Source organism: Asaia bogorensis (genome assembly GCF_900465345.1).
Lineage (GTDB): Bacteria > Pseudomonadota > Alphaproteobacteria > Acetobacterales > Acetobacteraceae > Asaia > Asaia bogorensis_A.
In genome coordinates this window covers 13,932-40,450 of the sequence record NZ_UEGO01000008.1, presented here as the reverse complement: position 1 = coordinate 40,450, position 26,519 = coordinate 13,932, and the positions used below count along the sequence as shown (strand labels likewise).

At 61.3% G+C, this 26,519-nt stretch carries 22 protein-coding genes, 1 tRNA gene and 1 riboswitch; of the genes, 8 read left to right on the top strand and 15 right to left on the bottom strand.

The features are described from left to right. Positions 1-54: 54 nt before the first annotated feature. Positions 55-1,266 carry a nucleoside hydrolase gene (locus ED655_RS03530; protein ID WP_240993478.1) on the bottom strand — a complete coding sequence of 404 codons (1,212 nt, stop codon included), beginning with the start codon at positions 1,264-1,266 and terminating at the stop codon, positions 55-57. A 330-nt stretch (positions 1,267-1,596) separates the two neighbouring features. Further along, positions 1,597-1,682, bottom strand: a tRNA-Tyr gene (locus tag ED655_RS03525). Positions 1,683-1,777: 95 nt separating this feature from the next. Between ED655_RS03525 and rlmB the strand changes: the two genes are divergently transcribed. Together rlmB and ED655_RS03515 are read left to right on the top strand one after the other, a co-directional pair. Continuing rightward, complete coding sequence (gene rlmB / locus ED655_RS03520; protein ID WP_122049017.1) at positions 1,778-2,629, top strand: 23S rRNA (guanosine(2251)-2'-O)-methyltransferase RlmB; 852 nt, start codon at positions 1,778-1,780, stop codon at positions 2,627-2,629. Between the two features lie 227 nt (positions 2,630-2,856). After that, on the top strand, positions 2,857-3,855 hold the full coding sequence (locus ED655_RS03515) for a zinc-binding alcohol dehydrogenase family protein (protein ID WP_122049016.1): 999 nt from the start codon (positions 2,857-2,859) through the stop codon (positions 3,853-3,855). A 57-nt stretch (positions 3,856-3,912) separates the two neighbouring features. On the opposite strand, the gene ED655_RS03510 is transcribed toward ED655_RS03515, so the two are convergent. Further along, positions 3,913-4,740 carry a sulfotransferase family protein gene (locus ED655_RS03510; RefSeq protein ID WP_122049015.1) on the bottom strand — a complete coding sequence of 276 codons (828 nt, stop codon included), beginning with the start codon at positions 4,738-4,740 and terminating at the stop codon, positions 3,913-3,915. Positions 4,741-4,994: 254 nt separating this feature from the next. Here ED655_RS03510 and ED655_RS03505 point away from each other — a divergent pair, with 254 nt between their 5' ends. Continuing rightward, positions 4,995-5,390, top strand: coding sequence for a DUF3597 domain-containing protein (locus tag ED655_RS03505; protein ID WP_122049014.1), 396 nt, complete (start codon positions 4,995-4,997; stop codon positions 5,388-5,390). 115 nt (positions 5,391-5,505) lie between these two features. Here ED655_RS03505 and ptsP read toward each other — a convergent pair whose 3' ends face one another. From ptsP to ED655_RS03480, 5 genes are all read right to left on the bottom strand, one after another. Continuing rightward, positions 5,506-7,332 carry a phosphoenolpyruvate--protein phosphotransferase gene (ptsP, locus tag ED655_RS03500; RefSeq protein WP_240993477.1) on the bottom strand — a complete coding sequence of 609 codons (1,827 nt, stop codon included), beginning with the start codon at positions 7,330-7,332 and terminating at the stop codon, positions 5,506-5,508. Next, entirely contained in the window at positions 7,325-7,618 is a 294-nt protein-coding gene (locus tag ED655_RS03495) for an HPr family phosphocarrier protein (protein WP_122049012.1), read from the bottom strand. The genes ptsP and ED655_RS03495 overlap by 8 nt, the downstream gene beginning before the upstream one ends. Beyond that, the gene (locus tag ED655_RS03490) at positions 7,618-8,118 is read right to left on the bottom strand and encodes a PTS sugar transporter subunit IIA domain-containing protein (protein WP_122049011.1); all 501 of its coding nucleotides are present in this window, start codon (positions 8,116-8,118) and stop codon (positions 7,618-7,620) included. Before ED655_RS03490 ends, ED655_RS03495 begins: the two co-directional genes overlap by 1 nt. A 76-nt stretch (positions 8,119-8,194) precedes the next feature. After that, entirely contained in the window at positions 8,195-9,163 is a 969-nt protein-coding gene (gene rapZ, locus ED655_RS03485) for an RNase adapter RapZ (protein ID WP_240993476.1), read from the bottom strand. Between the two features lie 45 nt (positions 9,164-9,208). After that, positions 9,209-9,745: an HPr kinase/phosphorylase gene (locus ED655_RS03480; protein WP_240993475.1), complete on the bottom strand. Its 537-nt coding sequence runs from the start codon at positions 9,743-9,745 to the stop codon at positions 9,209-9,211. Here ED655_RS03480 and ED655_RS03475 point away from each other — a divergent pair. Beyond that, complete coding sequence (locus tag ED655_RS03475; RefSeq protein ID WP_062163962.1) at positions 9,740-10,084, top strand: RidA family protein; 345 nt, start codon at positions 9,740-9,742, stop codon at positions 10,082-10,084. The genes ED655_RS03480 and ED655_RS03475 overlap by 6 nt on opposite strands. A gap of 118 nt (positions 10,085-10,202) precedes the next feature. On the opposite strand, the gene ED655_RS03470 is transcribed toward ED655_RS03475, so the two are convergent. The 3 genes from ED655_RS03470 to ED655_RS03460 form a co-directional block, all read right to left on the bottom strand. Then, positions 10,203-12,188: a M61 family metallopeptidase gene (locus ED655_RS03470; protein WP_240993474.1), complete on the bottom strand. Its 1,986-nt coding sequence runs from the start codon at positions 12,186-12,188 to the stop codon at positions 10,203-10,205. A 215-nt stretch (positions 12,189-12,403) separates the two neighbouring features. Next, positions 12,404-16,021: a bifunctional proline dehydrogenase/L-glutamate gamma-semialdehyde dehydrogenase PutA gene (gene putA, locus ED655_RS03465; protein WP_122049008.1), complete on the bottom strand. Its 3,618-nt coding sequence runs from the start codon at positions 16,019-16,021 to the stop codon at positions 12,404-12,406. A 219-nt stretch (positions 16,022-16,240) separates the two neighbouring features. Beyond that, positions 16,241-16,552: a putative quinol monooxygenase gene (locus tag ED655_RS03460; protein WP_122049007.1), complete on the bottom strand. Its 312-nt coding sequence runs from the start codon at positions 16,550-16,552 to the stop codon at positions 16,241-16,243. A gap of 60 nt (positions 16,553-16,612) precedes the next feature. Then, a riboswitch (glycine riboswitch) is annotated at positions 16,613-16,703 on the top strand. Between the two features lie 116 nt (positions 16,704-16,819). Between ED655_RS03460 and gcvT the strand changes: the two genes are divergently transcribed. The 3 genes from gcvT (at position 16,820) to gcvP (ending at position 21,378) form a co-directional block, all read left to right on the top strand. Then, on the top strand, positions 16,820-17,953 hold the full coding sequence (gcvT, locus tag ED655_RS03455; protein ID WP_122049037.1) for a glycine cleavage system aminomethyltransferase GcvT: 1,134 nt from the start codon (positions 16,820-16,822) through the stop codon (positions 17,951-17,953). Positions 17,954-17,980: 27 nt separating this feature from the next. After that, complete coding sequence (gene gcvH / locus ED655_RS03450; protein WP_035443956.1) at positions 17,981-18,346, top strand: glycine cleavage system protein GcvH; 366 nt, start codon at positions 17,981-17,983, stop codon at positions 18,344-18,346. Positions 18,347-18,486: 140 nt separating this feature from the next. After that, on the top strand, positions 18,487-21,378 hold the full coding sequence (gene gcvP, locus ED655_RS03445) for an aminomethyl-transferring glycine dehydrogenase (protein ID WP_122049006.1): 2,892 nt from the start codon (positions 18,487-18,489) through the stop codon (positions 21,376-21,378). 244 nt (positions 21,379-21,622) lie between these two features. On the opposite strand, the gene ED655_RS03440 is transcribed toward gcvP, so the two are convergent. Then, positions 21,623-22,090 carry a YbaK/EbsC family protein gene (locus tag ED655_RS03440; RefSeq protein ID WP_122049005.1) on the bottom strand — a complete coding sequence of 156 codons (468 nt, stop codon included), beginning with the start codon at positions 22,088-22,090 and terminating at the stop codon, positions 21,623-21,625. 7 nt (positions 22,091-22,097) lie between these two features. Then, positions 22,098-23,330: an energy transducer TonB gene (locus ED655_RS03435; protein ID WP_240993473.1), complete on the bottom strand. Its 1,233-nt coding sequence runs from the start codon at positions 23,328-23,330 to the stop codon at positions 22,098-22,100. 163 nt (positions 23,331-23,493) lie between these two features. On the opposite strand from ED655_RS03435, the gene ED655_RS03430 reads away from it, so the two are divergent. Then, positions 23,494-24,072: a DNA-3-methyladenine glycosylase family protein gene (locus ED655_RS03430; protein ID WP_122049035.1), complete on the top strand. Its 579-nt coding sequence runs from the start codon at positions 23,494-23,496 to the stop codon at positions 24,070-24,072. Between the two features lie 105 nt (positions 24,073-24,177). Here the strand turns inward: ED655_RS03430 and ED655_RS03425 are convergent, their stop codons facing one another. Together ED655_RS03425 and ED655_RS03420 are read right to left on the bottom strand one after the other, a co-directional pair. Then, positions 24,178-25,587, bottom strand: a complete 1,410-nt coding sequence (locus ED655_RS03425; RefSeq protein WP_122049034.1) for a M20/M25/M40 family metallo-hydrolase — start codon at positions 25,585-25,587, stop codon at positions 24,178-24,180. Between the two features lie 35 nt (positions 25,588-25,622). Beyond that, positions 25,623-26,402: an alpha/beta fold hydrolase gene (locus tag ED655_RS03420; RefSeq protein WP_122049004.1), complete on the bottom strand. Its 780-nt coding sequence runs from the start codon at positions 26,400-26,402 to the stop codon at positions 25,623-25,625. Between the last annotated feature and the right edge of the window lie 117 nt (positions 26,403-26,519).

Genomic DNA, 26,519 nt, shown 5'->3' with positions numbered 1-26,519 from the left:
TGGCTACGCGCAGGGCCTGACAGGTTATCCAGGCCCTCTCGTCAGCAAGATCGCTTAGGGTAGGGGCTTGCCGCTCAGCGGAGGCTGGGGGGCGGCCACCAGCCTGTCCATCAGATCCTCAAAGCGGGGCACGTCGATTTTCTGCACCACGATTGTCCGGCCCTCACCGAGGCCGGGCTGATAGCCGGGCGACCACGAGATAATATCGCCATAAGACGGGCCGAACTGTGTGTTTACGTCAACATAGAGGTCGGCTTTCTGGGTGATCAGGCCCGGATTCAGCCAGACAGCCGCAGCAATCTCGTCCCAGAGCGGAAAGCCCGGCTCGCGGGTCTTGAGGGAGCGCGAAACCGGGGTGTCGGAGCGCGAAAGACGCTTGAGCAGATCGGGGGTCAGCTCGGTATCTGTCGAGGGGTCGACCGGGATCATGGTGATCCGGGGCCAGGGCGCGCGCAGGGCGATGCTTGCAGCCTCAGGGTCGAAGCGAATGTTGAATTCGCGCCTTGGTGCATTGAGAAATTCGCGTGCGAACTGATGGGCAACTTCATCAGAGCGTGTCTGACGCGGGTTGAGACTGCCGCCCATATAGACCAGCTCCTTGGCGAGCGAGGCAAATTCCGGGTCGAGGCGTTGGGCCAAAGCCAGGTTGGTCAGCGGTCCGGTGGCAATGATCGCCACCTGATGCGGGTAGCGATGCACCATGTCGATCATGAAATCAGCAGCGCGTTCGTGTTGCGCCTTGATGGTCGGATTGCCCTGAGGCAGGTCCGGCACGACATCCGGACCGTGATAGGGTGGGAGTTTCTGAAGAGTGGGCTCTACCCAGTGCTTCATCCACACGCCTTTCCAGACAAGCTTGCCGTAAAGGGTTTCCCAGCGTTCGGTCTGCGCTTCGGTATTCACCAATGGATAGGTGGCCCCTGTATAGACAGGCAGATCCGGCCGGCCGGCAATTTCCACACCACGAAGCGCATCGGCTGTGGCTTCTTTCGCCCAGGCATCGCCTGTCACGGTCGTGACGCCCAGAACCTTCACATTCGGCGCCTTGATGACCATCCACTGGGCAAGGGCAAATCCGTCATCATCGAGAATGACCAGGCGTGGCTCGGCATGCGCCGCACTTATGGCAACCCCATTGGCGGTCACCCCGCTGAAGGCGACAAGGCCAAGTAGAGCGAGTGAGGCTGTGCCCATACGCGCGATACCGGCATCCCGGCCACGTCGCGCGGCGGGCATCAGTCTCGAAAAATTCGGTTTGCAGCGCATGTGCCGTTACTTCCCTGGTTCATTGTCCTGCATCGGGCTTCTGACTTGGAGGGGGCGCCTTTCGACCCGACCAACGAAGCAATAGTTGTTTGCAATGAGACAGGCGCAAGGCGCAATCCGCCCTGGCGACGATGCGTGATCAAAACGAACGAAGGCGGACAGGGCGGGGAGGCACTGGAAGGACTTGTCCGGTCGCCGATCGCTCGTACAGAACGCAGAGCAGGCGGTCTCAGCCTCACGCGACGACAAGGACTGCTTATTGCCTCGAACAGCCCGGAGCGCGTTAGCGCATCGACAGCAAATGATTGAATTTTCTAAAGGAAGGGGACCTGGTGGAGAGAGTTGGATTCGAACCAACGTAGGCGTACACCAGCGGATTTACAGTCCGCCCCCTTTAGCCACTCGGGCATCTCTCCAGGTCGGGACGGGGAATATGGCGGATCAGGATTGGTGTCAACAAGCTTTCTTCATTTTTGTTGCATGACGGGCGGCTTGCTTTCATAGAGCGCTCATGTCCAGACGCCCTTCACGCTCATCCGCCTCGCGCGCTGCCCGCGCTTCCGAAAACCGCGCCCCAGAGGATCGCCCCTCTGGCGAACGCTCTTTCGAGGGGCGTTCTTCAGGCGGCCGTTCCTCCGGTGGGCGCTCATCCGCCGCCGGATACTGGATGTATGGCCTGCATGCCGTTGAAGCGGCCCTGCGCAATGCAGATCGCGACGTGCACGAACTGCTGGTCACGAAAGAAGCCCTCTCGGCACTCGAAGCCAGACAGGTTCCGATCCGTATTTCCCCCAACGTGGTCGAGCGCCAGCGACTGGACCATCTTTGTGAGCGTGACGCCGTGCATCAGGGCGTCTGCATGCGCGTCGAACCCTTGACCCCGCCCTATCTCGATGACGTGCTGTCCAGCCGCGAGGGTCCCTTGCTGATTCTCGATCAGGTAACCGATCCGCGCAATATCGGTGCGATATTGCGGTCGGCAGCGGCATTCGGGGCAGCTGCTCTTGTGGTGCAGGACCGCAATACACCTCAGGAAGGCGGGGCGCTGGCCAAGGCGGCCTCAGGAGCGCTGGATGTCGTGCCCATCCTGCGTGAGGTCAATCTCTCGCGCATCATTGCCCAGCTGCAAAATGCCGGTCTCTGGACGGTGGGTCTGGATGCGGGCGGCTCGATGTTGAACGGTCAGGGTTTTGCGGGCCGTCGCGTAGCGCTGGTTCTGGGTGCAGAAGGGGCGGGCCTCAGGCGCCTGACCCGGGAAAGCTGCGATGAGATCGCCAGCGTCTACATGCCCGGTGACATGGAAAGCCTCAACGTTTCCAATGCTGCTGCCGTAGCGCTTTATGAGCTGGTTCGCCCGGCCTGACTTCCTGCAGGTTTGAGGCATGACCCCTTGTCATGCCTGATCTGCTACGTGACGGCATCCATGCTCGCGGCTTGATGCATATGGCGGGAGTGCCCATCTCTGGAGAGCCCTGAGCATGAGTGCCCGTAGCGTAAGTGCCCCGGGTCACCCGTCAGGGAATTCCATCAGCACGGATGATGGTCTAGTCTGATTGCTCCAAGGACATGTTTCCGGGAGGGATCACTTCCATGAAAGCAGTTGGCTACAAGGCGCCCGGTGCGCCTGATGTCTTGCAGGACATTACCCTGCCCGACCCTCCGGCCCCGAAAGGGCACGACCTGCTCGTGCGGGTCAGGGCGGTCTCGATCAATCCCGTCGATACCAAGATACGTGTGCGGGCCGGTGCGCTGGATGGCGAGGCATGGCGCGTTCTGGGCTGGGATGCCGCCGGAATCGTCGAGGCCACGGGCCCGGAGGTCCGTTTCTTCAAACCGGGTGACAAGGTGTTCTATGCCGGTGCCCTGATGCGCCAGGGCAGCAATGCCGAGATGCAGACGGTCGATGAGAGACTGGTCGGCCATATGCCGGACCGTCTCGATTGGGGGCAGGCCGCGTCGCTACCGCTGACCAGCGTGACAGCATGGGAAATGCTTTTTGACCGCATGGCGGTTACCAACCTGACAAAAGGCGTCCTGCTGGTTGTCGGCGGCGCTGGGGGTGTGGGCTCGATTCTCATCCAGCTGGCCCGCAAGCTGACGCGTCTTACCGTCATCGCCACAGCATCACGGGATGAAACGCGCGACTGGGTGCTCAGGATGGGCGCGCATCATGTGATCGATCATCGGCAGGATATGGCAGCCCAGATACGGGCCCTTGGTTTCGAACAGGTAACCCATATCGCCGCCCTGACAGCAACGGACCGCCATCAGGCTTTTTATGAGGAAATCCTGGCGCCTCAGGGGCATCTGAGCGTGATCGACGATCCCCCGCATTTCGATATCGTGGGGTTCAAGAAAAAGAGTGCCACGATCTCATGGGAATTCATGTTTACACGCTCGCTTTTCGCCACGCCCGATCAGGCAAGGCAACATGATATTCTCGAGCAGATCTCCTCGCTTGTTCAGTCCGGAGATGTGGTGGAGACAGAGTATCACCGGGCTCAGGGCCTCAGTGCTGCGGCACTGGGCAGGCTGCATAGTGAGAGCGAAAGCGGAAAGAGCATCGGTAAATCTGTGCTGGTGTTCTGACGTCCGATGCGCCGGCGCAGCCCGGCGCTTTTTCATCCGCCGCGCTGGATGGCGGGATCAGCACAGGATGAGTGCTCCGCTCTCACGGGCCTGTGCGCTGCGCCAGAACTTGCCGCCTTCCAGCCTTTCGCGCATGGCGGGCGGCAGGATCGAGCGTCTGGGCTTCGGTGCAACACGGGGGCGTAGCGCGTGCAGACCCGGTGTGCCGAGAGCCTGATCGAATTTGTCCGTATCGGGTGTCACCACATGGTCGGGATCGTAATCATGAGGTGGCAGTCCCAGCGCCCGTGTCAGGCTGTCCAGAGCCTGACATGGTGCGCGGGCCAGATAATCGTAATCCACCAGAATGAGCCGATGCGCATAGGGGCCGTGGAACGCCTCGTTGAGGACGCGCCACGCATAGCCAAAGACGCCCTCGGGTGAGAGAATATAGTCCAGCCGGTCATGCTGCGTGGCCCTTCTGGACAGTGGTACGAGATTGGAGGAAAGGACCGGATCGCGCACGATCAGTCGCTCCAGCGAGTCGAGAATCCAGATTGGATCACGCACGCAGCAAATGACTTTGGCTTGTGGAAATACGGCATCGATCAGCCCCATCCGGGCGCACCAATCGCGATGCGTGTCGATGACGATCTGCTGGGGGTCGGTTATGGCGTAGTAGCTCTCCAGCAAGCGGCGCATCACACGGTCCCTTTTCGCCGCATCGAAATCACCGGCGTAATCTCCCTCAGCCATCAGGGACGCGACACGCAGCATCATGGGGGCGACGGGTGAACTGCGCCCCGACGTTACAATGGCGGGGTTCTGGGCCAGAAGGGCTGAGAGCAGCGTGGACCCTGAGCGAGGCAGGCCGGCGATGAAATGAACGGCATTGGCATGGGGCATGAGGGGGGTCTTCCACGATGAGGGGCATGGCTCGCGTAGAGGGCACCTTATGGCTGTGCAATTGGGCGTCCGAACCTCACTATGTTGCCAAAATATCACGCCAAAGAAAAAAACCTTTTGCGCACTGGGGCGATAGTGCTGAACAGAGAAGCTGTGCGGCCTCAGGGTCACATGTCACTTTTTGTTACTGAATGAAATATAGGGTCGGTCCAGCACTACTGGCTGGCAGATCCGTCAGAAGGAAGAAGCGATCAATGGGTATCTTCAGCACGATCATGAGCAAGATCTTCGGTCACGCGGAGGCTGCCCCTGCCAGTGGCTCGAATGGGGCGGCTTCTGGCGCTGAGGCGCCTGCTGCACCGGGTTCCACCACGCCGACGGCACCGAGTGCGCCGGTCGACGTTGACGCCGTGCTGACCCAGATGGCAGCCGATAAGGGCCAGACGCTCAACTGGCGCACGTCGATTGTCGATCTGCTCAAGCTGCTCGACATGGATAGCTCGCTCGATGCCCGCAAGCATCTGGCGCAGGAGCTGCACTACACGGAAAGCACCGAGGACACGGCCAGCATGAATGTCTGGCTCATCCGTCAGGTCATGCAGAAGCTGGCCGAAAACGGCGGCAAGGTTCCGGAAGAACTGCGTCACTAAGGGCCTTCACGCCCTCATAATCATCCAGCCGGAAAAGGGAGCCTATGGCTCCCTTTTTTCGTTTGCGGTCAGGCCTTTCCTGACCGCTCAGAAAACTCGTGCAGGCACCTGAAAATCAGACCGCGAACTCGCGAATGATGCGATGCAGTTCGGTGGGATCTTCCACAAGTATGGCCTGACGGTAGAGAGCATCACAGGAATCAAGGCTGAGCGAACGGATCATGCGCTTGACCGGTGGGAGAAGCGCCGCCGACATCGAGAATGAGCGCAGCCCCATACCGATCAGCAGGGCGACAGCACGTGGGTCCGATGCCATCTCGCCACAGACACAGACGGGTCGGTGCGCGCGAAGCGCCTCGTCAATCGTGAGGCGAAGCAATCGGAGCAGGGCGGGGTGCAGGGTTGTGTAGAGCTCGGAACCCATGGCAGCAGTCCGATCGACGGCGAGCGTGTACATCGTCAGGTCGTTGGTGCCGAGCGCCAGAAACTCGGCCTGTCGCACCAGGGCACCCGCCGTCAGGGCAGCAGCCGGCGTCTCGATCATCACGCCAAGCGGTGGCAGATCGGCAGGAAGTTTCACGCCACGACGACGCAGCCTTTTGGCGCAGCGTTCGTAGATCTGTCGGGTGGCGATAACCTCGTTCACCGAGCTGACCATGGGCAGAAGGATACGTAGCTGGCCATGCAGGCTGGCGCGCAAAATAGCGCAGAGCTGCGTTTCAAGAATTTCCGGGTGACGAAGCAGCAAGCGCAGGCCACGCACGCCAAGCGCCGGGTTTTCCTCTTCCTCTTCGCCCTGAATCCCAAGCTGGCGCAGCCGCGACAATCCTTTTTCACCACCCCAGTCCAGCACCCTGATGGTGGTGGTCATATTGGGCATGTCGGCCACGATGCGGGCATAGATCTCGTACTGCCCATCCTCATCAGGCAGAGGCGCAGCTTCATCGAACAGGAATTCGGTCCGCAAAAGGCCAATGCCTGCTGCGCCGTTGCGATGCAGCAGGGGGAGTTCATTCGGGATCTCGACATTGGCCAACAGCTCGACATCCTCGCCGCTCACCAGTCGGCTGGGCAGGCGTCGTAATCTGCCAATTCCCTTTCGTTCCCTGGCCTCCTCGGCCATTGCCGAACGTGCCTCCGCCAGCGTGGTCGAGTCTGGGTGCAGGATGATCCTGCCGCTCGACCCGTCCACAATCAGCAGATCACCGTCATTGATGCGATCGGTCAGATTGGGAATGGCAAGAATGGCTGGCACATTGAGCGCACGCAGCATGATGGCGGTATGGTCGGTTACCCCGCCGCCTTCCGAAAGCACAGCCGCAATGCGGTTCGGATCAATGACGGCGGCATCGGCCGGTCTGATCTGCTCGGCAACGAGAATGGAGCCGCCCTGGACATCGGAGAATGCCTTGAAGGAAACACCGGTCAGATTACGCAGGAGCCGTCTGGCCACCTCACGGAATTCACCTTCACGACGCCTTGCGCCTTCAATTTCCTCTTCAGGCATGTCGGGTTGCGGCCCGGCCATGGCCGCCAGTGCGTCGCTTTCGATCTGCACAGCGGCTTCGGCGGTCAGCCCGTCTTCCCCGATCCGGCGATGCGCCGCCCGAACGAGGCGCGAATGGTTAAGCATACGCTCATACACCGAAAGCAGCGCATCGATTTCGATACGCCCTTCTTCCGGCAGGGCATTGAGTTTGGTGCGCAGCTTGCGCAGCTGCTTGAGCGTGAGAGCTATGGCCTCATCCAGCCGCGCCCGCTCTGCGTCACTCCCCAGCAGGGAGGGGAGCGCCTCGATAACGGGCAGGGGGCGCTCATAGGTCAGGCTGGCGCGCGCGATAACGACACCTGCCGAAATCCCGACACCCTGCAGGATTTGCATGGGGAGGTCGGTATCAGGCTGGACAACTTCGCTCGACGGGCGGCGCAGTCGCTTAATCACGTTCACCAAAGCCGTCAGAAACGAGGGCGATCAGGGCATCGAGCGCCGCGCTGGCCTGGGGCCCTTTGGCGGAGAGCAGTATGGTCTCACCCCGGCCCGCGCCAAGCATCATTAGCCCCATGATGGACAGGGCAGACACGGTCTGGCCATGACGGCTGACCTCAACATCAGCCTTGAAGCCTTCGGCCGCTGTAACGAATTTCGCTGCGGCCCGGGCATGCAGGCCCAGGCGATTGACGATCGTGACATCGCGCTCAAGGGTCGGGCTCGAAACCGTGCCCGACATCAACGGGCAACCTGGCGCAGCGGTGTGATCAGCGGGGTGAGGGGGGGAACATAGCTCATGGTCGTCGTCACAACCATTTCACAGCTCTTGCCACCCTGCAAACAGGAAGGCGGCAGCTCATAGGCGGCGGCGATGTATTTGCGTCCCGCCAGAGTGGCCAGCTCGGCACATTCTGCAAGGCTGCGTGTGCAGCGCGTCTTGGCGAGCTTGACCAGCATCGGCACGTTGACACCGGCCAGCACCTCGACAAGGCCTTCCTGACGCAGCGAAAGGGCAAGATTGGAAGGGGTACTGCCAAACATGTCAGTCAGGAGAAGAACGCCGTCACCTGTATCGACCGAGGCGATGGCAGAACCAAGGTGGGCTCTTGCGGCAACGACATCGTCGTCGGGGCTTACACCCATGACTTCTATTTGTGGCTGGGGACCGACCACATGGGTCACGATTTCAAGGAGAGACTGAGCCAGGGAACCGTGGGTAACAAGAACGATCCCGATCATCGGGGCATTCCTTCAAGGGGTGCATGACGCCATTTTCGTGGCGACCCCGAGAGATATTGGTCATCCATCACGGTAATCAAGACGGCTCTGTCCGTATCTGTTCATCCGGTATGGCAAGTTGCTGAGGGGCGCGGACCCATCGCCATGAGCTGCGTCCCTGACGTGCCAGTTCCCGATGCATGACGACGATTGGCACATCTGACAAGAGTTTAATCTCTTCGGCGCGGCTTAACGCGGCTGCAATCTCTTCAACAAGTGTTACGGAGCGGTGCTGACCCCCTGAGCAGCCAATAGCCACGGTCGCGTGCTTTTTTCCTTCAGTTACGAAACGAGGCAGAACAAGTTCGAGCAGTCCCATGATGCGTGAAAAGAAATTCAGGTAATCGGGGTCTTGCTGCACGTATTCGCGCACCACAGCCTCGAGCCCTGTGCGGGCTTTCAGTTCAGGGTCGTAATGCGGGTTACGCAGGAACCGGGCATCGAATACGAGATCGGCCTCACGGGGAAGACCGGCCGGGTAGGCGAAGGAAAGCAGGGTGACTGTCATCGAGTCGCCATCATTCTGATGGCCAAAACGCGACTCGATCAAGCGGCGCAGATCATGGGGGGGCAGGTCGGATGTATCGATCAACAGATCGGCTTCATCACGCAGGGGCGCCAGCAGGGCAATCTCCTGCTCGATGCTCGCCACAAGGCCCGGTGCGATTTCCGAATTGTTGTCCAGCGGGTGACGACGGCGCGTGGCCGTGAAACGTCGTAACAGCACTTCTGTCTCTGCCGTCGCGTAGAGCAGCTCCACATGCAGGTCGCGCTGGGTACGCAGCTGCGCTAGCGCCATGATGACGGCTCTGGCCTCGAACCCTCTGGTGCGCACATCAATGCCGATGGCCAGAGGCTCCACCGTTCGGGCGGCCAGGGCGTCGAGCAAGGTCAGCGGCGGATTGTCCGTGACCTCGTAGCCGATATCCTCAAGGATACGCAGGATCGAGGATTTCCCCGCGCCTGAAAGGCCGGTCACCAGCAGGATGCGCCGCGCTGAACTCACAAATCGCCACTCCAGTTACCGGACGGAAAAAATACCACCAGAACCTTAACCTTCTTCAAGGTCGCTGGGGAGGGGGAGACAGGAGGCGTTCCCCCCATTGAGGCCGCAAAGAAGTGTGAAATCACCCAGGCGGCAGCGCAGCGCCGCGCGAATGATCGCCACCGCGTCCGCGTGAAAGCCGTTCAGAGTCATCTGCCATAGTCCTGTATCGGGTTCGACAGTTTTCTCTGGCAGGCGGACTGGCCTGGATGGGATCGACAGATGAACATGCAGGCCAAGCCTTGCCGTAGCGCGATAGGGCATCCGAACCAGACCCAGCCCGCGAATCTCGATCATCCCGGCGAGAGCCGGGGGGGCAGAGGCATGGAGATCGCGGATGACCAGACGATCATCTCCCACCAGATCGAGGCCTGAGTCGATCAGGCGGAGCAGGAGGCTGGATTTGCCGCATCCCGATTGTCCGGTGAGCACAACACCTATCCCCGCAAGGCTCGCACAGGATGCGTGGATCTGCCCGTCTCGGGGAATGATGAAAGGCGATGTGCAGTCCCGTGATTGTGGGTTATGAGTGCCGTCATGCACGACCATTCCTCCCTCTCTCCTCGTCCCGTCCTGCAGGACAGCGTGACCTATTACGGTGTGACAGGGCTGGGCCCGGACGGCAAACCGCCCGAGAGCCTGATTGAGGAATGTCAGAATGCCCTTGCCCGCATACGCGATATTCTGGCGACACATGGGCTTGTGCCTGAGGACATCACGCATCTGGCGTATATGATACCCGATAGCGTGGTGTTTACGGCCTGCCAGCGGATCATTGCCGAGGCGCTTGGTCCGGCCCGACCCGCCATGACCCTGCGCCTGAAACCGAGCTTCGACGTGCCGGGCCAGAGGCTGGAATTCAATTTTATCGCCTCGGCCTGAAGCCGCGCCGTAGAGGCGCGTTGCGGAGCGATCTGTCTCGTCAGACGCCAACGCCTCATAGGTGTAAAGAAACAGGGGGCTGTAACGCCCCCTGAATATCCTCGTTCGCGATGCCGGCTCAGTGATGCGGCGAATAGAGCGTCGTCAGGCGGTCGGGGGTGTTGTCCAGACGTTCCAGATGCGGGTAGCGCAGGCCGTCATGGTAGGGAATGGCCACGGTGCGGTAATGCTCGCCCGATTTGACCAGAAGCGTGATGGGCGCCTTGTCGGTTTTCGCGGCCTTGATGGCATCGATCAGGCCTTCGGGTGAGAACGTATCGCCATTGACGGCAACGATCTCGTCATGAATGGCCAGACCAGCCTTGTAGGCGGGGCTGTCCCAGGCGACCGTGCCGAGCTTGCCGTTCTTGGCGCTGATGATCACACCCAGCGAGAAACGCAGACTGAGGCGATGGCGGTTCTTGCCAGCCTGCGCCTCGAATGCGTTTTCCTTGTCGGTAAAGACCAGCTTGTAGCCACCGGCTTCGAGCCCACCCAAAGGCGCGCGCTTTTGCACGGTGCTGATGCGCTCATGCAGGAACTTCGCCCAGTCATAGGGCACGACCTTATTCAGGGTCAGGACGACATCATCGAAGGTGTAGGTGCTGACGATGATGCTGCCGTTATTGGTGCCAAAGAACGCCTTGGCGAAATCGTCGAGCGATTTCGTGTCATGCGAAAGTTTGCGGATCATCATGTCGGCATCAAGCCAGACGAGCTGACCTTCAACATAGTAATCTTCCGAGCGCTGATAGTCGCGCCAGGACTGGGGGGCACGCTGGGCGATGATCGGGTCATTCGTGGTATCGGCAACCGGACGCCATGCCCGTCCGGCCTGGGCGTCGTAGCTGGCCGCCATCAGAGCGAGCGCTTCAAAGCCCTGATCCTTCGACACAAGTCCGGAACGGGCCGCGAGGACATTGCCCCAGAACTGGGTCTGCCCCTCATACACCCACAGCAGCGAGCCGCGCTGGGGCGTGTTGAAGGTGGGGCCGTACAGATCGGCCGGGCGGCGATACTTGCCGTTCCATGAATGGGTATATTCATGGGCCAGCAGGTCGCGCTGCGGGAAGGAATGCTTCCAGTCCGTGAAGTAATCCTCGCTCACGCTGTCTTCGCTCGACTGGTGATGCTCAAGCCCGATCCCGCCGAGCTCGTCCGTCAGTGCCATCAGGAAGTCGTAATGGGCGTAGTGCTGCGAGCCGAAAGTCAGAATGGCCTGCGTGACCAGATTGCGGTGGATCTGCAATTCGGCATCGTCATAGGCCAGATCGCCCGGCTTGTCGGCCACCATGTTCAGTGTGACAGGCACGCCACCCGGTGCGTTGAGCGCGACCTTGCGGAAATAGGCCCCGGCGAAGATCGGTGAATCGACCAGCGTGTTATACGGCACCACGCCATAATTGAGGGTGTCGCCGGTTGCGTTGCCATTGGTGCGCAGCGCCGTTGCAGCCTGCCAGCCATGCGGCAGGGTCACGCTGGCCTGAACAGGGATGTTACGCGAGTAGTAGCCCGCCGGGTAAAGCGAGACCTCGTTCCACTGCACATTGACGATATGGGGCGTCATGACCACGCGCCCTTCATCATCCGTCACCGGCGAGAGAAGCTTGAAGTCGAGGTCGAGTTGCGTCTGGTCCTTGGTGACGGGCACGTGGAAGGCAAACACATCCACCGGGTCGCGCAGCCAGGGAATGGTCTTGCCGCCGGCGCTCGCGACCAGGCCACCAAGCTGCATGATCGTGCCTTCCGGCGCATGACCGCCCGGTACCCATTTGGGATAGAGCAGCACCAGTTCACCGGCTTCGCGGGCACTCTGCGGCACGGGCACGGTCTCATGCATGGTCATGACATGATGATCCAGATCCGTGGCATTGACGCTCAGCTTGAGCGTGCCGGGAAAGGCAATGTCCTTGGGTTGCGGCAGGGGCGAGGGCAGCGGTGTGGCTTCCGGCTGCGGCTGGCCCTGTGCGGAGGCGCTGGCCGGGGCCGCGAAAGCAGGCACGGCATGCGTGCCGAGAACGAGGGCAGCCAGAAATGTGCCCGCGCGAAAAAGGCGAATGGTCAAGCGTGATACTCCACGAGATGCAGATCGATCATGTGTATTCATTACCAAAGTGCAAACGCGCGCGGCTGACAACCCATATTCCGGGTTCGATATGACCCTTCCTTGCGAAATCCTGTGTTGCTGCTGCCTCATCGTCCCTCGACTGCCGGACATATCGGGGGCGCAATTCAGGCGACAGGACCATCAGTATTTCACAAGACCCATGACAAAACCGCTCAGAACTCCTGTTGTATCAGCAGGGTGATATCACCACCGCAGGCGGCTTCGTTGGTTGTGATCACGGTTTCACTCAGCAGCCACTCAGGCCGGACCGTATCCAGATCATAGACCGGGACCACCATGCCCTCGCGTGCCGTAACGGTCAGGGCGGCCTGTTCGGCACTCTCGGCGCCACGCTGGATGAGCATGGCATCACATTCCGGCAGCGCACCGGGATCGACGCGCGTGATGACATTGGCCAGCTGGCGAGAGACCTGCCTCAGCCACTCCACTGCGTTATCGGGTGCCAGAACCAGAACCTGATTTCCTGCGCCAAGCGCGAGCCCCACGGCGTGCAGCAGGGCAGGCCAGCTTTCGCAGGCACAGAGAATGACGCCCTTGGGGCGCAGCATATAGCGGCTGGTTTCTCCATTCGGGCCAGGCATGTCGAGGGTGAGGCCGCATAATCTGTGTGCGATCACGGCTCTTACACGGCGGGCCGAAGGCGGGTCCCGGGGTTCGAGAAAGGCAAGAAAGGCGCGCGCCGTGGCGGGGACAGGCGCCTCTGGCGACGCTTCGAGCGGGCAGGGTGCGCCATGCATCAGGCGTGGGAGGAGCAGGGGACCACCCAGCTTGGGGCCAGAGCCGGAAAGCCCGCGCCCGCCGAAAGGCTCCGTCCCGATTCGTGCGCCGATGATGCCGCGATTGATATAGATATTGCCAGCGCGGCTGCGGGCACAGGCACGGTTGATACTCTCCTGGATACGGCTCTGCACGCCAAAGGTCAGGGCATAGCCTGTGGCATTGAGGGCATCCACGACGCCGTCGAGCTCGTGACGCGCATAGCGCCGGATATGCAGAACCGGGCCGAATACCTCCTGTCCGATATCGGCAACGCGGCCAATTTCGATAAGTGTGGGAGGGACGAAATGGCCCTTCAATGTCTCGACGCGCATGTCGGGCTGCCAGACGGGATAACCGGCGCGGCGCATCCGATCGACATGGGCTTCCACCCGAACACGCGCCCCAGCCGAAATCAGGGGGCCGATATCGCAGCACAGCCTGTCCGGTGCGCCGAGGTGACGTTCGATAATGGCACCACGCAAACGTTCGATGAGTTCATCTGCGCTGTCTTCCTGCACCAGAAGGACGCGCAGGGAAGCGCTGCGTTGGCCGGCACTGTCAAAGGCGGAGGTCAGGACGTCGGGAATGACTTGATCGAGCGGTACGCTGCTATCGACGAGCATCGCATTCTGCCCGCTGGTATCGGACAGGAGGGGCACAGGCTGGCCGGTTCGCCCGGTACGACCCAGCAACTCGCGGCTGATGGTCTTGGCCACGGCGGTCGAGCCAGTGAACATGACGCCGTCGATACGGGGGTCGGCCACCAGCGAAGCGCCGACATTGCCTTCGCCCGGCAGGAGCTGGAGGGCCGATGGCGGCAGGCCCGCTTCCATGAAAAGCGAGAGCAGATGGGCTGCGACAAGCGGTGTTTCTTCCGCAGGCTTGGCAATGACGGCATTGCCCCCAGCCAGGGCGACGGCAACCTGACCAGTGAAACTGGCAACAGGGAAATTCCACGGGCTGATGCACAGTATCGTGCCAAGCGGTGCACCGTGCCGCCCTGTTTCATCCAGCTTGCGCAGTTGCGCCGCATAGTACCGCAGGAAATTCACGGCCTCACAGAGTTCGTGCGTGGCATTGGCGAGTGTCTTTCCTGCCTCGCGAATCAGAAGTTCGAGCAGCGTCGCGCAATCCTGCTCGATGGCCACGGCGACACGATCGAGACAGTCCGCGCGCTCCTGTGCGGTGGTGCGACGCCATATCTGTTCACCCTCGGCAGTATTGAGGGCAGCATCGATATCGCGCGGTCTGGCATAGATGACGACACCAACATGATCGTCATGCGCCGCCGGGTTGGTGATTGAGCGCGCGCGCCCTTCTGGCCGTGGCATGGCCGGGCCAATGGGCATGGCCCTGAAAACACGGGCTGTCGCGGTAAATCCTGCGATCAGGTTTTCCAGATCGAGCGGGTTGTCGAGATCCGGCGCGATGGCCCCCTGTCGTTCTGCCCCGTAGAGATCGGCAGGCAGGCTGAGCGATGGGTCCGGTGAGCCGTGGGGCAGCGGTGCGCGTGCCAGCGTTACGGGATCGGCAATGAGTGCATCAAGAGAGACGGCCCGGTTGGCGACCTGATTGATGAAGGAGGTAGGCGCGCCATTTTCGAGAAGGCGATGCACCAGATAAGGGCCAAGATGTGAATCGGCCCCGACAGGTGACAGAATACGACAGGCAGCGCTGCGCGGACGTGTCGAGACCAGAGGGGTATAGAGCGTTTCCCCCATGCCATGCACGCAGCCGAATTCGTAAAGCCCCGGCCGCCATTCGGGCGCAATGGCAAGAATGGTCGCTATGCTGCGGGCATTATGGGTTGCGAATTGCGGGTAAAGCGCAGCCTCTTCTTCCAGGGCGCGACGGGCGCAGGCGATATAGCTGACGTCACTATGGCACTTGCGGGTAAAGACAGTGTAGTCGGCGTTTGCCCTGGCCTGACTGTGCCGGATTTCCTCATCACGATAACTGCCTTTGACCAGACGCAGCACCACGCGTCGCCGGGTCTCGCTGGCGAGCGCCACCAGATGCTCGATAAGGGGCAGGGACCGCTTGTCATAGGCCTGCACGGTAAAGCCAAGACCGTTCCAGCCGGCAATTTCAGGGGCGTGACAGAGCGCATCGAACAGATCGAGGCACAGCTCGAGTTTGTCTCCTGTCTCGGCATCGAATTGCAGGATCACATTGGCTGCCATGGCACGTTGTGCCAGCATCACCAGAACAGGCAGGACCTCATTCATGACGCGGTCGCGCTGGGTGGTCTCGAACCGGGGATGCAGTGAGGACAGCCGGAGCGACAGGGCAGGGCGTTCATACAAGGTCTGCCCCCTGCCATGCCGGCCGAGGGTCTCCACCATTGCCAATGCGTCATGGCGTGCACGATCGGCTTCTTCCGCCGTCTGGGCGCTGCCATGCAGGGATGCACAGGCCAGGCTGAAACCCTTTTGCTCAGCCGGACGATGGCGTCGCAGGGCCTGCCCGAGGGTCTCTGCCAGAATGAACTGGCTGCCCATCATGCGTATGGCTTTCTCGACGCCATGGCGGATGAAAGGTGCTCCGCTGCGCATGGCGAGGCCGCGCAAACCGCCCGGGGCGGCATGGAGCTTCGATGAGGTCGACATGGCCCAGCTTGCCGCATTCAGGAACAGGGGAGGCTCATCACCGCCATGATGATGCCAGTCACCCTGACCGATCTGGTCGCGTATCAGCGCATCACGCGTGGCTGAGTCGGGAATGCGAAGGAGGGTGCCCGCGAGACAGAGCAATGCCTTGCCTTCGGGAGAGGCGAGGGGGAAAGCCTGCATCATGGTCTCGATGCCGTTTGTCTCGGCATGAGCGCGCCAATGGGTCGTGAGAATGCGTGCCTGTGTCTCCGCCCGCTCTGTCAGGGGTTCTGGCAGGGTGGCCCGAGTGAGCAGCCCGGCAAAGGCCTCGGCCTCCGGGCGACGCGCAGCATGGGCAATAGCCTCCCGCGAGGGCGACAGGGCCGGGCGTCGGGGGAGAAAGCTTGAGAACAAAGTCATGCTGGCTCAGTCATGCAAATCGGGCGCGTCAATCATACGCGCCCCGCAACATCATGCGGGGATACGAAGCAGGCAGACTAGGCGAGGGCAAAGGGCAGGAAAACCCTTGCAGCGTTACGTTCCGGTCATGCGCGTGGCCAGATGTTAGAAACGCGTCCGGTGAGGCTGTGACTCATGACCCTGGGCGCAGCCAGATCACCGGAATGTCATGGTGATTTGTCAGAGGGTCAGGGGGTGACGATGCGTGAAGAGCCGCACATTGCGCTCTTCAATGCCGAATTCGCGCAGGGCAGCAGCAAATTTCTCGAAATGGGGCGTCTTGAGATGCGCCTCGAAAGCAGCGCGCCCTGTATAGACCTCGTGCAGCACAATGATGTCAGGCGCGTCCTGCTGGGTGAGTACATCGAAGGCCAGACAACCTTCCTCATCGGCGAGGGAGCGGTCGCTGTCGTAGCAGCAGATTTCGAGGAATTTGTCGAAGTTTTCAGCCGGTGCGGCGAATTCAGCGATGACTGTGAAGCTTTCAGACATGAAACGAATCCGATCAGTTTCCGGAATTGACTTTTCTGCTCCAATTCTGCGAAGAGTAAACACCGATTCACGGGAGAGACCGGACAATTTTTCCGGCGCCGAAGGAGCAACCGCCCCGGAAACTCTCAGGCAAAAGGACCGCGATCGGCTGGAACTTCTGGAGAGAGGCATCCCTGTAGGGTGTCCGCCGACGGGATAGCGATCTCAGGCAAAGGCGACAGAAGGGGCGACGATTTTTTCGTTTTCTGCCTTGGGGGATTCCGCCCGTTGTCCGACGCGCTCTGTTTCACGCCGCTCAATGACCTGCATATCGAACTTGGCGCCCGTATGGTGCCGTTCGCAGGCTATTCCATGCCCCTGCAATACCCGGCCGGGCTCATGGCAGAGCACCTGCATACGCGCAAAAGCGCGGGGCTGTTCGACGTCTCCCATATGGGGCAGCTGCGTATCACGCCAAAGCAGGGCACGCTGCAGGATGCCGCCCTCGCGCTTGAGAGCCTTATTCCGGTCGATCTGGCAGGTCTGGGTGCCAACCGCCAGCGCTACGGTTTTCTCACCAACGATGCCGGTGGTATCCGCGACGATCTGATGGTCGCCAATATGGGTGACTGGCTGTTCGTGGTGGTCAACGCCTCCTGCAAGGCTGCTGATACCGCGTTGATGGAAGCAGCCCTCGGGGATCGGGTGGTGATCGAGAAGCTCGATGACCGCGCCCTGCTGGCGCTTCAGGGCCCCGAAGCCGTCAACGTGCTTCAGGATCTCTGCCCCGAAGCCGCTGAGATGCGTTTCATGGATGCGATCGAGGCTGACATCGATGGCGTTGCCTGCACCCTGACCCGCTCGGGTTACACGGGTGAGGATGGCTATGAGATCGGCATCCCGGCCGAGCATGCCGGGCAGATTGCCCGTGCGCTTCTGGCAGATGAGCGCGTTCTGCCCATCGGGCTTGGTGCGCGTGACAGCCTGCGTCTCGAATCCGGTCTGTGCCTGTACGGCAATGATCTGGATGAAACCACCACACCCGTTGAAGCTGCCCTTGGCTGGGCCATGCAGAAGGCGCGCCGCGAAGGCGGGGCCCGTGCAGGGGGCTACCCGGGCGCTGACATCATCATGAAGCAGGCGCGTGAGGGTGTGTCCCGCCTGCGCGTGGGTCTGGCAGCGGAAGGGCGTGCGCCCGTTCGCGCTGGCACAGAACTTTTTGCCGATGAGGCAGGCACGCAGAAGGTGGGTGTCGTCACCTCCGGTGCTTTTGGCCCCAGCATCAATGCCCCTGTGGCGATGGGTTATGTCGAGACGGCTCATGCCGCCCTTGGCACCACGCTTTACGGCGCCCTGCGCGGCAAGTTCGTGCCGGTTCAGGTGCGCGCCCTGCCTTTCGTCCCGCCCGGCTTCAAACGCTGAAAACCGTCAACTGAGAGAACGCGATCAATGAGCACCACCTACTACACCCCGTCCCATGAATGGATCCGTCTCGAAGGCGATATCGCCACGGTCGGCATCACGGCTCATGCTTCCGACGAACTCGGCGAGCTGGTTTTTGTGGAAGCCAAAGACGAAGGCACCGAAGTGCCGCAGGGTGAGCCTGCCGCCGTTGTCGAATCCGTCAAGGCCGCTTCGGACATCTATGCCCCGGTGAGCGGTGTTCTGGCCGGGTTCAACACCCGTCTTTCCGACGAGCCGACGCTGGTCGGTACCGATCCGGAAGGCGAGGGCTGGATCTTCAAGCTGCGCGTAAGCGACTCTGCCCAGCTCGAATCCCTGCTCGATGCGGATGCCTACAAGGCGTCGCTCTGATCTGACCGCCGGGCTGGCTTGCCAGTCCGGCTCTTTTTGTATCGTCAGATCCGGATGGCCGGTCTGATGTTTCCTTCCGAGCACAGGGTGGCCCGTGCCGTCCTGACTCGTTTGCGTTCCTGACAAGGATCTGCCGAGACGTGACCCGTAACGCCCCGCTCAATACGTCGCCCAATACATCGCTGTGGCCCGCGCATGAAGATGACCAGTTCGTCTCACGCCATAACGGCCCGCGCCCTGGCGAAGTCGTTTCCATGCTCAAGACGCTCGGTGTGCCAAGCATCGACGCGCTGATCGAGCAGACGGTGCCTTCTGCCATTCTGGACCGCAAGGCCTCTGGCGTCGGCCCCGCGCTGACCGAGAGCGAGGCGCTGGCGCGGCTCAAGCAGATCGCAAGCCGCAATGTGGTCATGCAATCCATGATCGGGCAGGGCTATCACGGCACGATCCTGCCTCCCGTCATCCAGCGCAACATTCTGGAGAATCCGGCCTGGTACACGGCCTACACGCCGTATCAGCCGGAAATCAGCCAGGGCCGTCTTGAAGCGCTCCTGAACTTCCAGACGCTGGTTTGTGATCTGACCGGGCTCGATATCGCCAATGCCTCGCTTCTGGACGAGGCCACGGCCTGCGCCGAAGCCATGGCGCTCGCCCAGCGCAACGCCAAGACCAAGAGCACGGTATTCTTTGTCGATTCCGACACGCATCCCCAGACGCTTGCGGTGCTGCGGACACGCGCCGAGCCTTTGGGCTGGACCATCCAACTCGGCAACCCTGAAACCGATCTCGATCCTGAAGCCGTTTTTGGTGCGCTGCTTTCCTATCCGGGCAGTTCGGGTGAAGTGCGTGATTTCCGTGGGGTGATTGCCTCGCTGCATGAAAAGGGTGCCATTGCGGCCCTTACCTGCGACCCGCTCGCCCTTGTCATGCTTGAAGCGCCAGGCAAGCTGGGCGCCGATATTGCCATCGGCTCCATGCAGCGTTTTGGCGTACCTATGGGCTTCGGTGGCCCCCATGCCGGGTTCATGGCCGTGCGTGACGCCTATAAGCGCACCATGCCGGGCCGTCTGGTTGGCGTATCGCGTGACAGCCGCGGGGCTTCGGCCTATCGCCTTGCGCTTCAGACCCGCGAGCAGCATATCCGCCGCGAGAAGGCGACCTCGAACATCTGCACGGCGCAGGTGCTTCTGGCGGTCATTGCCTCGATGTACGCCGTCTATCACGGGCCTGAGGGCCTGCGCGCCATTGCACATCGTGTGAACCGCCTTGCCTCCATTCTGGCTGAAGGCCTGCGCGAACTGGCCGTCAAGGTCGAGACCAGCGTTTTCTTCGACACCATTACGGTCGAGGCCGGTGAATCCGCGACTCTCGTTCTGGAGCGCGCGCGCAAGGCCGGAATCAATCTGCGCGATGCCGGTCAGGGTCGTCTTGGTATTGCGTGTGATGAAACCACCGAGGCGAGCCATATCAAGGCGCTGTGGCGCTGCTTCTGCCCCGATGAGGCACGTCTTGCCGCGCTTGAGGCCAAGCTTGATGGCGCCACCACGATCCCGGAAGCGCTGACGCGCAGCGGGGCCTTCATGACGGCCGCCGTATTCCACGCGCATCGCTCAGAGACGGACCTGCTGCGCTATATGCGTCGTCTGTCCGACATGGATCTGGCGCTCGATCGCACCATGATTCCGCTTGGCTCGTGCACCATGAAGCTGAACGCCACGGCCGAGATGATCCCCATCACCTGGCCGGAATTCGGGGCGCTTCATCCCTTTGCACCTGCCGATCAGACCGAAGGTTATCTGGAGCTGTTCGGTATCCTCGAACATGCGCTTTGCGCCGTGAGCGGGTATGACGCGGTTTCGCTCCAGCCCAATTCCGGCGCGCAGGGTGAATATGCCGGGCTGCTCGCCATTCGCGCCTATCATCAGGCCAATGGCCAGAGCGAACGCGATGTGTGCCTCATTCCGGCCTCGGCGCACGGCACCAACCCGGCTTCCGCCCAGATGGTCGGCATGCGCGTGGTCGTGACCGCCTGCGATGCTGCGGGCAATGTCGATCTGGAGGATCTGCGCAAGAAGATCGCGCAGCACGAAGGGCGCATTGCAGCCCTCATGCTCACCTATCCCTCGACCCATGGCGTGTATGAGGAAGCGGTGATGGAGATCTGCGATCTCGTGCACGAGGCTGGCGGTCAGGTCTATCTGGACGGTGCGAACATGAACGCGCAGGTTGGCCTTGCCCGCCCCGGGCTGTACGGCGCCGATGTGTCGCATTTCAACCTGCACAAGACCTTCTGCATCCCGCATGGCGGCGGTGGCCCGGGCATGGGGCCGATCGGTGTCAAGGCGCATCTCGCCCCGCATCTGCCTGGCCGTCCTGAGCGTGGCGATGCCCGCGCCGTATCGGCTGCCCCTTTCGGTTCCGCTTCGATCCTGCCGATCTCGGTCGCGTATGTGCTCATGATGGGCGATGACGGCCTGCGGGAGGCCACTGAAATGGCCATCCTGAATGCTAACTACATCGCAGCACGCCTCGAGCCGCACTACCCTGTGCTTTATCGTGGCGCCAATGGCCGCACGGCGCATGAATGCATCATCGACCTGCGTCCGCTCAAAGACGCTGTGGGCGTTACGGTGGATGATATCGCCAAGCGCCTGATCGACCATGGCTTCCATGCCCCGACGGTCAGCTTTCCCGTGGCAGGCACCTTCATGATCGAGCCGACCGAGTCCGAGGGCAAGGCTGAGCTCGATCGCTTCTGCGATGCCATGATTGCTATCCGTGAGGAGATCCGTGCGATCGAGGCTGGCAGCATTGCCATGGAATCCAGCCCTCTGCGTCACGCGCCCCATAGCACCGCCGATCTGGTGGGTGAGTGGGACCGCGAATACGACCGCATGCAGGGCTGCTTCCCCAACGGGCTGGACCGCGTGAAGTATTTTGCGCCAGTCAATCGTATCGACAATGCCTGGGGCGATCGTAATCTGGTCTGTTCCTGCCCGGATATCTCCAGCTACGCCGAAGCTGCGGAGTAATTCTGGCTGACCCTCGTTCCCTCTGAGGGGACGGGGGTCTTCTTTTTCTGGAAGAAAAAGAAGCAAAAAGACTTTTCAGATTTGAGCCGACGGCATTGGGTAGCGTTTTTGCCCTCGGACCGCCGAAGGCATTTTATTGATCGGCGGTGACCCCTGAACCGGCACCTGCGCTTTCTTGCTGCCTCCTGCTTCAGGCCCTCATCAAGTCAGAAGTTTTCTGGTTCTTTTTTGCAAAAAAGAACGCTTACTTCGTATCCTGCCGCACATGCACCCAAACCCCGTCTGTCAGTTCGACAAGACGTTGTGGCGTCATGCGCACCGAGGCTGTGATCGATCCGGCGGCGGGGATGATTTCCTCGAAGGCGCGCAGGGAGTCGTCGCAATAGACCGGAAGAGGGGCAGGCAGGCCAAAGGGACAGACACCGCCCACCGGGTGACTGGTGACGTCCATCACAGCTTCGGGCCCGAGAAAGCGGGGCTTGCCGCCCAGAGCCTCGCGGGCGCGTTTGTTATCGAGCCGTGCTGTTCCAGCCATGACGACCAGGACAATACGCCCGCCCACATCCACGCAGAGGGTTTTCGCAATCTGGTCGGGTTCGACACCATGCACACCGGCCGCTTCGAGAACGGTGGCGGTACTGCGACCATCATCGATGATCGACAGGTCGGGGGCGAGGCGGGCGAGTTCGTCGCGAACGGAGTCCAGGCTCATACGGGTCTCAGCGTCTGATCAGGATGTAGTTGATTGTAAGGTCGATATCAAAATGGTCGCCCTTCATATCAGGCGGGACGGGTGGCAGATGCGCGCCCTGGAACATGCCTGTCGTTGCAGCATCGAGCGAGTAGGAGCCCGACTGCCCGGTAAGGCGCACTGATTTTACGCGGCCTGTGCGGTCGAGCACGACATGAACAGAAGAGGGGCCGTCCTCGCCGTTCTTGATGGCATCCTCAGGGTAATAGAGATGCGCACGGATCCAGCGGTCGATCTCGCTGCCGTAATCGTCGCTCACGCCGCGTATGGAGTTGCGCGTCATGAAGGGCGCATTGATCTGACCATTGGTCGAAAGCGGGCCGAGCGACATGTCGATTGGCGCACCCGAACCGCCACGGCGTCCACGCTGGCGGCGCGGGGTGGAGGGGGCCTCGCCAAAATCGAGCGTCGTCATGTTTGCAAACGGATTGTCCGACTGTTTCGTGGTCGGGCGTCGGCTGGAGCGATGGCTATGGGCGCGCGTCTGCGTTTTCGTACCCGATTTGGCGATGCCGGGGCTTACGGGTCGGTCGGTCTGTGTCTTGGGAATTTCGGTTGAGGGACCATCGGGCACAGGGGGGGCCGCAGGCGGTGTTGGTGTGGGTACGGCCGGGGTGGGTGTGGATTCGGCCTCGTCCGGCTGTTGTTCCTGCTCTTTCTCGGGGCTGGAAGCCGAAGGCGCATCGTGACTCTGCGATGGTTTTTCCTCACCACCGGGCTTGTCTTCATGCGGTCCCGCCATGCCGCTGCGCGAGGGCGGGGCAAACATCATCTCGACCTGTGGCTGTTCGATTCCCTCCGGCAGGCCTCGCGCATGGCGGGCACCTTCATAGATCAGCAGGCCCAGGATGATCGCGTGAGCAATAGCCGAAGCAATGAGGACCGTGACAACGCCCTGATCTTCCAGAATCTGGGGGCGAATGAGCGATGCGCCAGCCGGTTTGAGATCCGGCTCGAGCCCGGTTTTCGGCTCGTAATGGGTCAGGGGTGCGCGCGTGCCACGCATCGGGGGCAGGGCGCGCATCGACTTTGCCGTTGGTGCATAAAGCAACGGCTCGTTTCGTGCCCGTTTTCTATCCGGGCGCGGCATAGGGGCCGCACCGGATGAAGGGGGCGCCGGATCGACGGGTCGGGTGCGTTTCAGAAGAACACCTGCAAGAATCAGAACACACGCCGCCACGTGGCCGGGCAGGGCGCTCACCCTGGATCACGACACGATCTGGCTTCTGGCGCTATCATGACATTGGACCCATGATCTTGCCAAGCGCGTGAACGTCTTGCCTGTTACATAAGAGGAAAAACCGGTGCTCGAAGACCCAGCTCTTTACGCCTGTCTCGGGCAGGATCCGGCTCTGGCGGAAGTCATGGCCCGCATCGGCCCCTGTCGCCTGCGCGGGGCTGATGGCAAGACACCTTATCAGGCCCTGATACGGGCCATCATCGGCCAGCAGCTTCACGGTCGCGCGGCAGAGGCCATACTGGGGCGTGTCTGTGCCCTGTCAGGCGGGGATATGCCCGAGCCAGGCTTCCTTCTTTCCCTGCCCGAAGAGACCCTCAGGGGCTGCGGGCTCTCAGCAGCGAAATTTGCGGCGCTGCGTGGGCTCGCTCAGGCCACGCTGGAAGGTACTGTCCCCGGTGCTGAAGAGGCGTCTGTGCTGCCCGACGAAACCCTGATTGCCCGTCTCATCACGTTACGGGGAGTGGGGCGATGGACAGTCGAGATGTTACTTATCTTCACATTGGGACGTCAGGATGTGCTGCCCGTGGATGATTTTGCGGTCAGGGCAGGATGGCAGAAGCTGCGCGGGCTCGACGCGTCGCCCAGGCCGGCTCAGCTACGGGTGGAGGGTGAGCGTTTCGCGCCCTGGCGTTCGGCGCTGGCGTGGTATCTGTGGCGTCTCTCGGAAGAGGGGAAAACAATCCGCAATGCGCTGACAGGGTAAGCCAGGGTCGCCTCCCTCCCTCAGGATGGATGCCGAGGGAGGAGGGCGAATAATCGACCGGTCAGAGGGTCTGCGGTCAGAGGGCACCGAAGGCCGCCAGGGGCATTATGGCCCGGAAAGGGCAGGGATCAGCGAGAGCAGAAAGTGTAGTCCCGGCGTGATGGCGGAAAGTGGCACGCGTTCATTCAGCCCATGGGCAAAATTGTCTGACGACTTCATGAAGATCGGGCAGACGCCATAGCTTGGCACACCAATGGCCCGAAACCACATGCTGTCGCTCGCACCCGAACTCATGCTCGGAAACACCGGTACATCAGGGTAGGCAGCATGCGCAGCGCGGGTAACGGCGGCGGCGAAGGGGGCGTCCAGAGGCGACGGTGGTGTCTCGACCGATCCTGCACTCTGATCTTCCAGATGAACGGACGGGTCATCGATGATTTCTGCCAGTTCGTGCATGACGTCGATGCGTGAATGGCCGGGGAAGATACGGCAGTTGATATTGGCCTCGGCGTGTTGCGGCAGCGCATTGAGGGCATGGCCACCCCGGATTGTCGTCACCGTACAGGTCGTGCCGATACTGCCAACAAGAGACGGCTCGGCGCGTAATATGGCGACGGCTCTGGCATTATCAGGCGTCGCAGCAAACACACGCATGGCCGCAGCCAGCCGGGGCGAGGAGAACCGGGCGGCATTCATGAAATAGCTGCGTGTCAGGGCATTCAGTTCGGGGCGGAACGGATGCGCCTGTATTTTCAACAGAGCTTCGGCCAGCACGTCAATGGCGTTGCGAGATCTGGGTTCTGAGGAATGCCCCCCCGGATCGCTGACGCTCAGAGCGATATCGGCATAGGTTTTTTCAGCACCGGACCATGTGTAGAAAACGGGACGGTTCGTTTCCTCATCCAGCACGCCACCGCCGACATCGAGATTGAGCACTTTGCCTGCATTGGCAAATATCCTGGCCAAAGCCTGGCCGGTCTTCATCTCCGTTTCCTCATCGCCGGACAGGGCGAGAATGATGCCGCGATCCGGAACAAAACCCTGCTGTCTGAGGTGGATGAGTGATGTGATGGCAAGAGCATTGCTCATCTTCATGTCACTCGCGCCGCGTCCGTAGAGGTAGCCATTTTCCGTCACAGGCGTGAACGGGTCATGCTGCCAATCGGAGGGATTGGCAGCCACCACATCCATATGGCCCAGTATCAGGAGCGGCTTGAGGGCAGGATCGCGCCCTTGCCAATGCAGGGCAAGAAAGGCCGTCCCGTCCTGCTGCGTGATAGTGATGCTACTGGCAGCAAAGCCGCCACTGATCAGGGCTCGCCGATACAGATCGGCCACTGCCGGGGTTTCGTTGCGCGTCCCAGCAACTGAATGAAGCGCTATGGAGGAGCGGGCCAGTTCCAGGGTCTGAAGGCTCTCTCGGGTCAATGCCGGCAGGGGCTCCGCCCGAGCGGGCTCGCTATCCCAAGCGCTGGTGTGCAATAGAAGCATCAGCAGGATAGCACGCTTGATCATTGCAGGTCGGAACCTGGGCATCTGGGCGCGCATGGTCATATCATGTCGATGAAAGCGAGCATTTTCTCGGTGAACAGCTTGGGATTGTCCGCGTGGAGCCAGTGTCCGGCATCGGGGATCGTTTCCAGCCGGTAATGGGGGAAAAGCCGCCTCATGACCGGCTCATGATCCTTGCTGATATAGGGCGAATGTTCGCCGCGCAGAAAAAGCGTCGGCCCTTCATAAACATAGCCCTCGGGCATGTAAGGCCAGTTCTCGATGTTGGGCATCGAGTTGGTGATGTCCTGCAGGCCGATCTGCCAGCCCGGATCGCTGCCGAGGCGAACATTCTGGAGCATCAGGTCACGCACACTCCGGTTGGGAATTTCCCGGGCGAGAAGCTGATCGGCTTCCTGCCGATCGAGATGATCGGGGAAGTGGATATGCAGCATTGCTTCCGCCAGGGCGGCTTGTCCAAAGCCGGTGCGGGCCGGTGCCATATCGCCGATCAGCAGCCCTGCCACGAGCTCGGGATATTGCAGCGCCATGATCATGGCGAGCTTGCCGCCCATGGAATGGCCCACCAGTATGGCGGGCAGGGCTTCCTGCGCACGCAGGGTTTCCACCACATCATCCACCATGGTCGGGTAGTCCATCGGTCCGTGGGGGCTCTCGCCATGATTGCGTAAATCAAGCGCAAGCGTGCGATGGGTACGCGCCACCTGGCGCTGGAGGAACCCCATATTGCGTGCGCGTCCGAAGAGGCCATGCAGGAACACGACCGGCGGATGACCCGCGGGCTGGGCCGGGAGGCGCTCGATAACGTTCAGAAGCACGATGGGTGAGTCCTTATGAGCAGAGGGACGACGGGGGCCATTGCGTGAAGCGCTGCCCGATGGGGGCGGCAATGCGGCCAGTATGGGGCCTTGAAGGCGGAATGGAGCGGAAGTCTG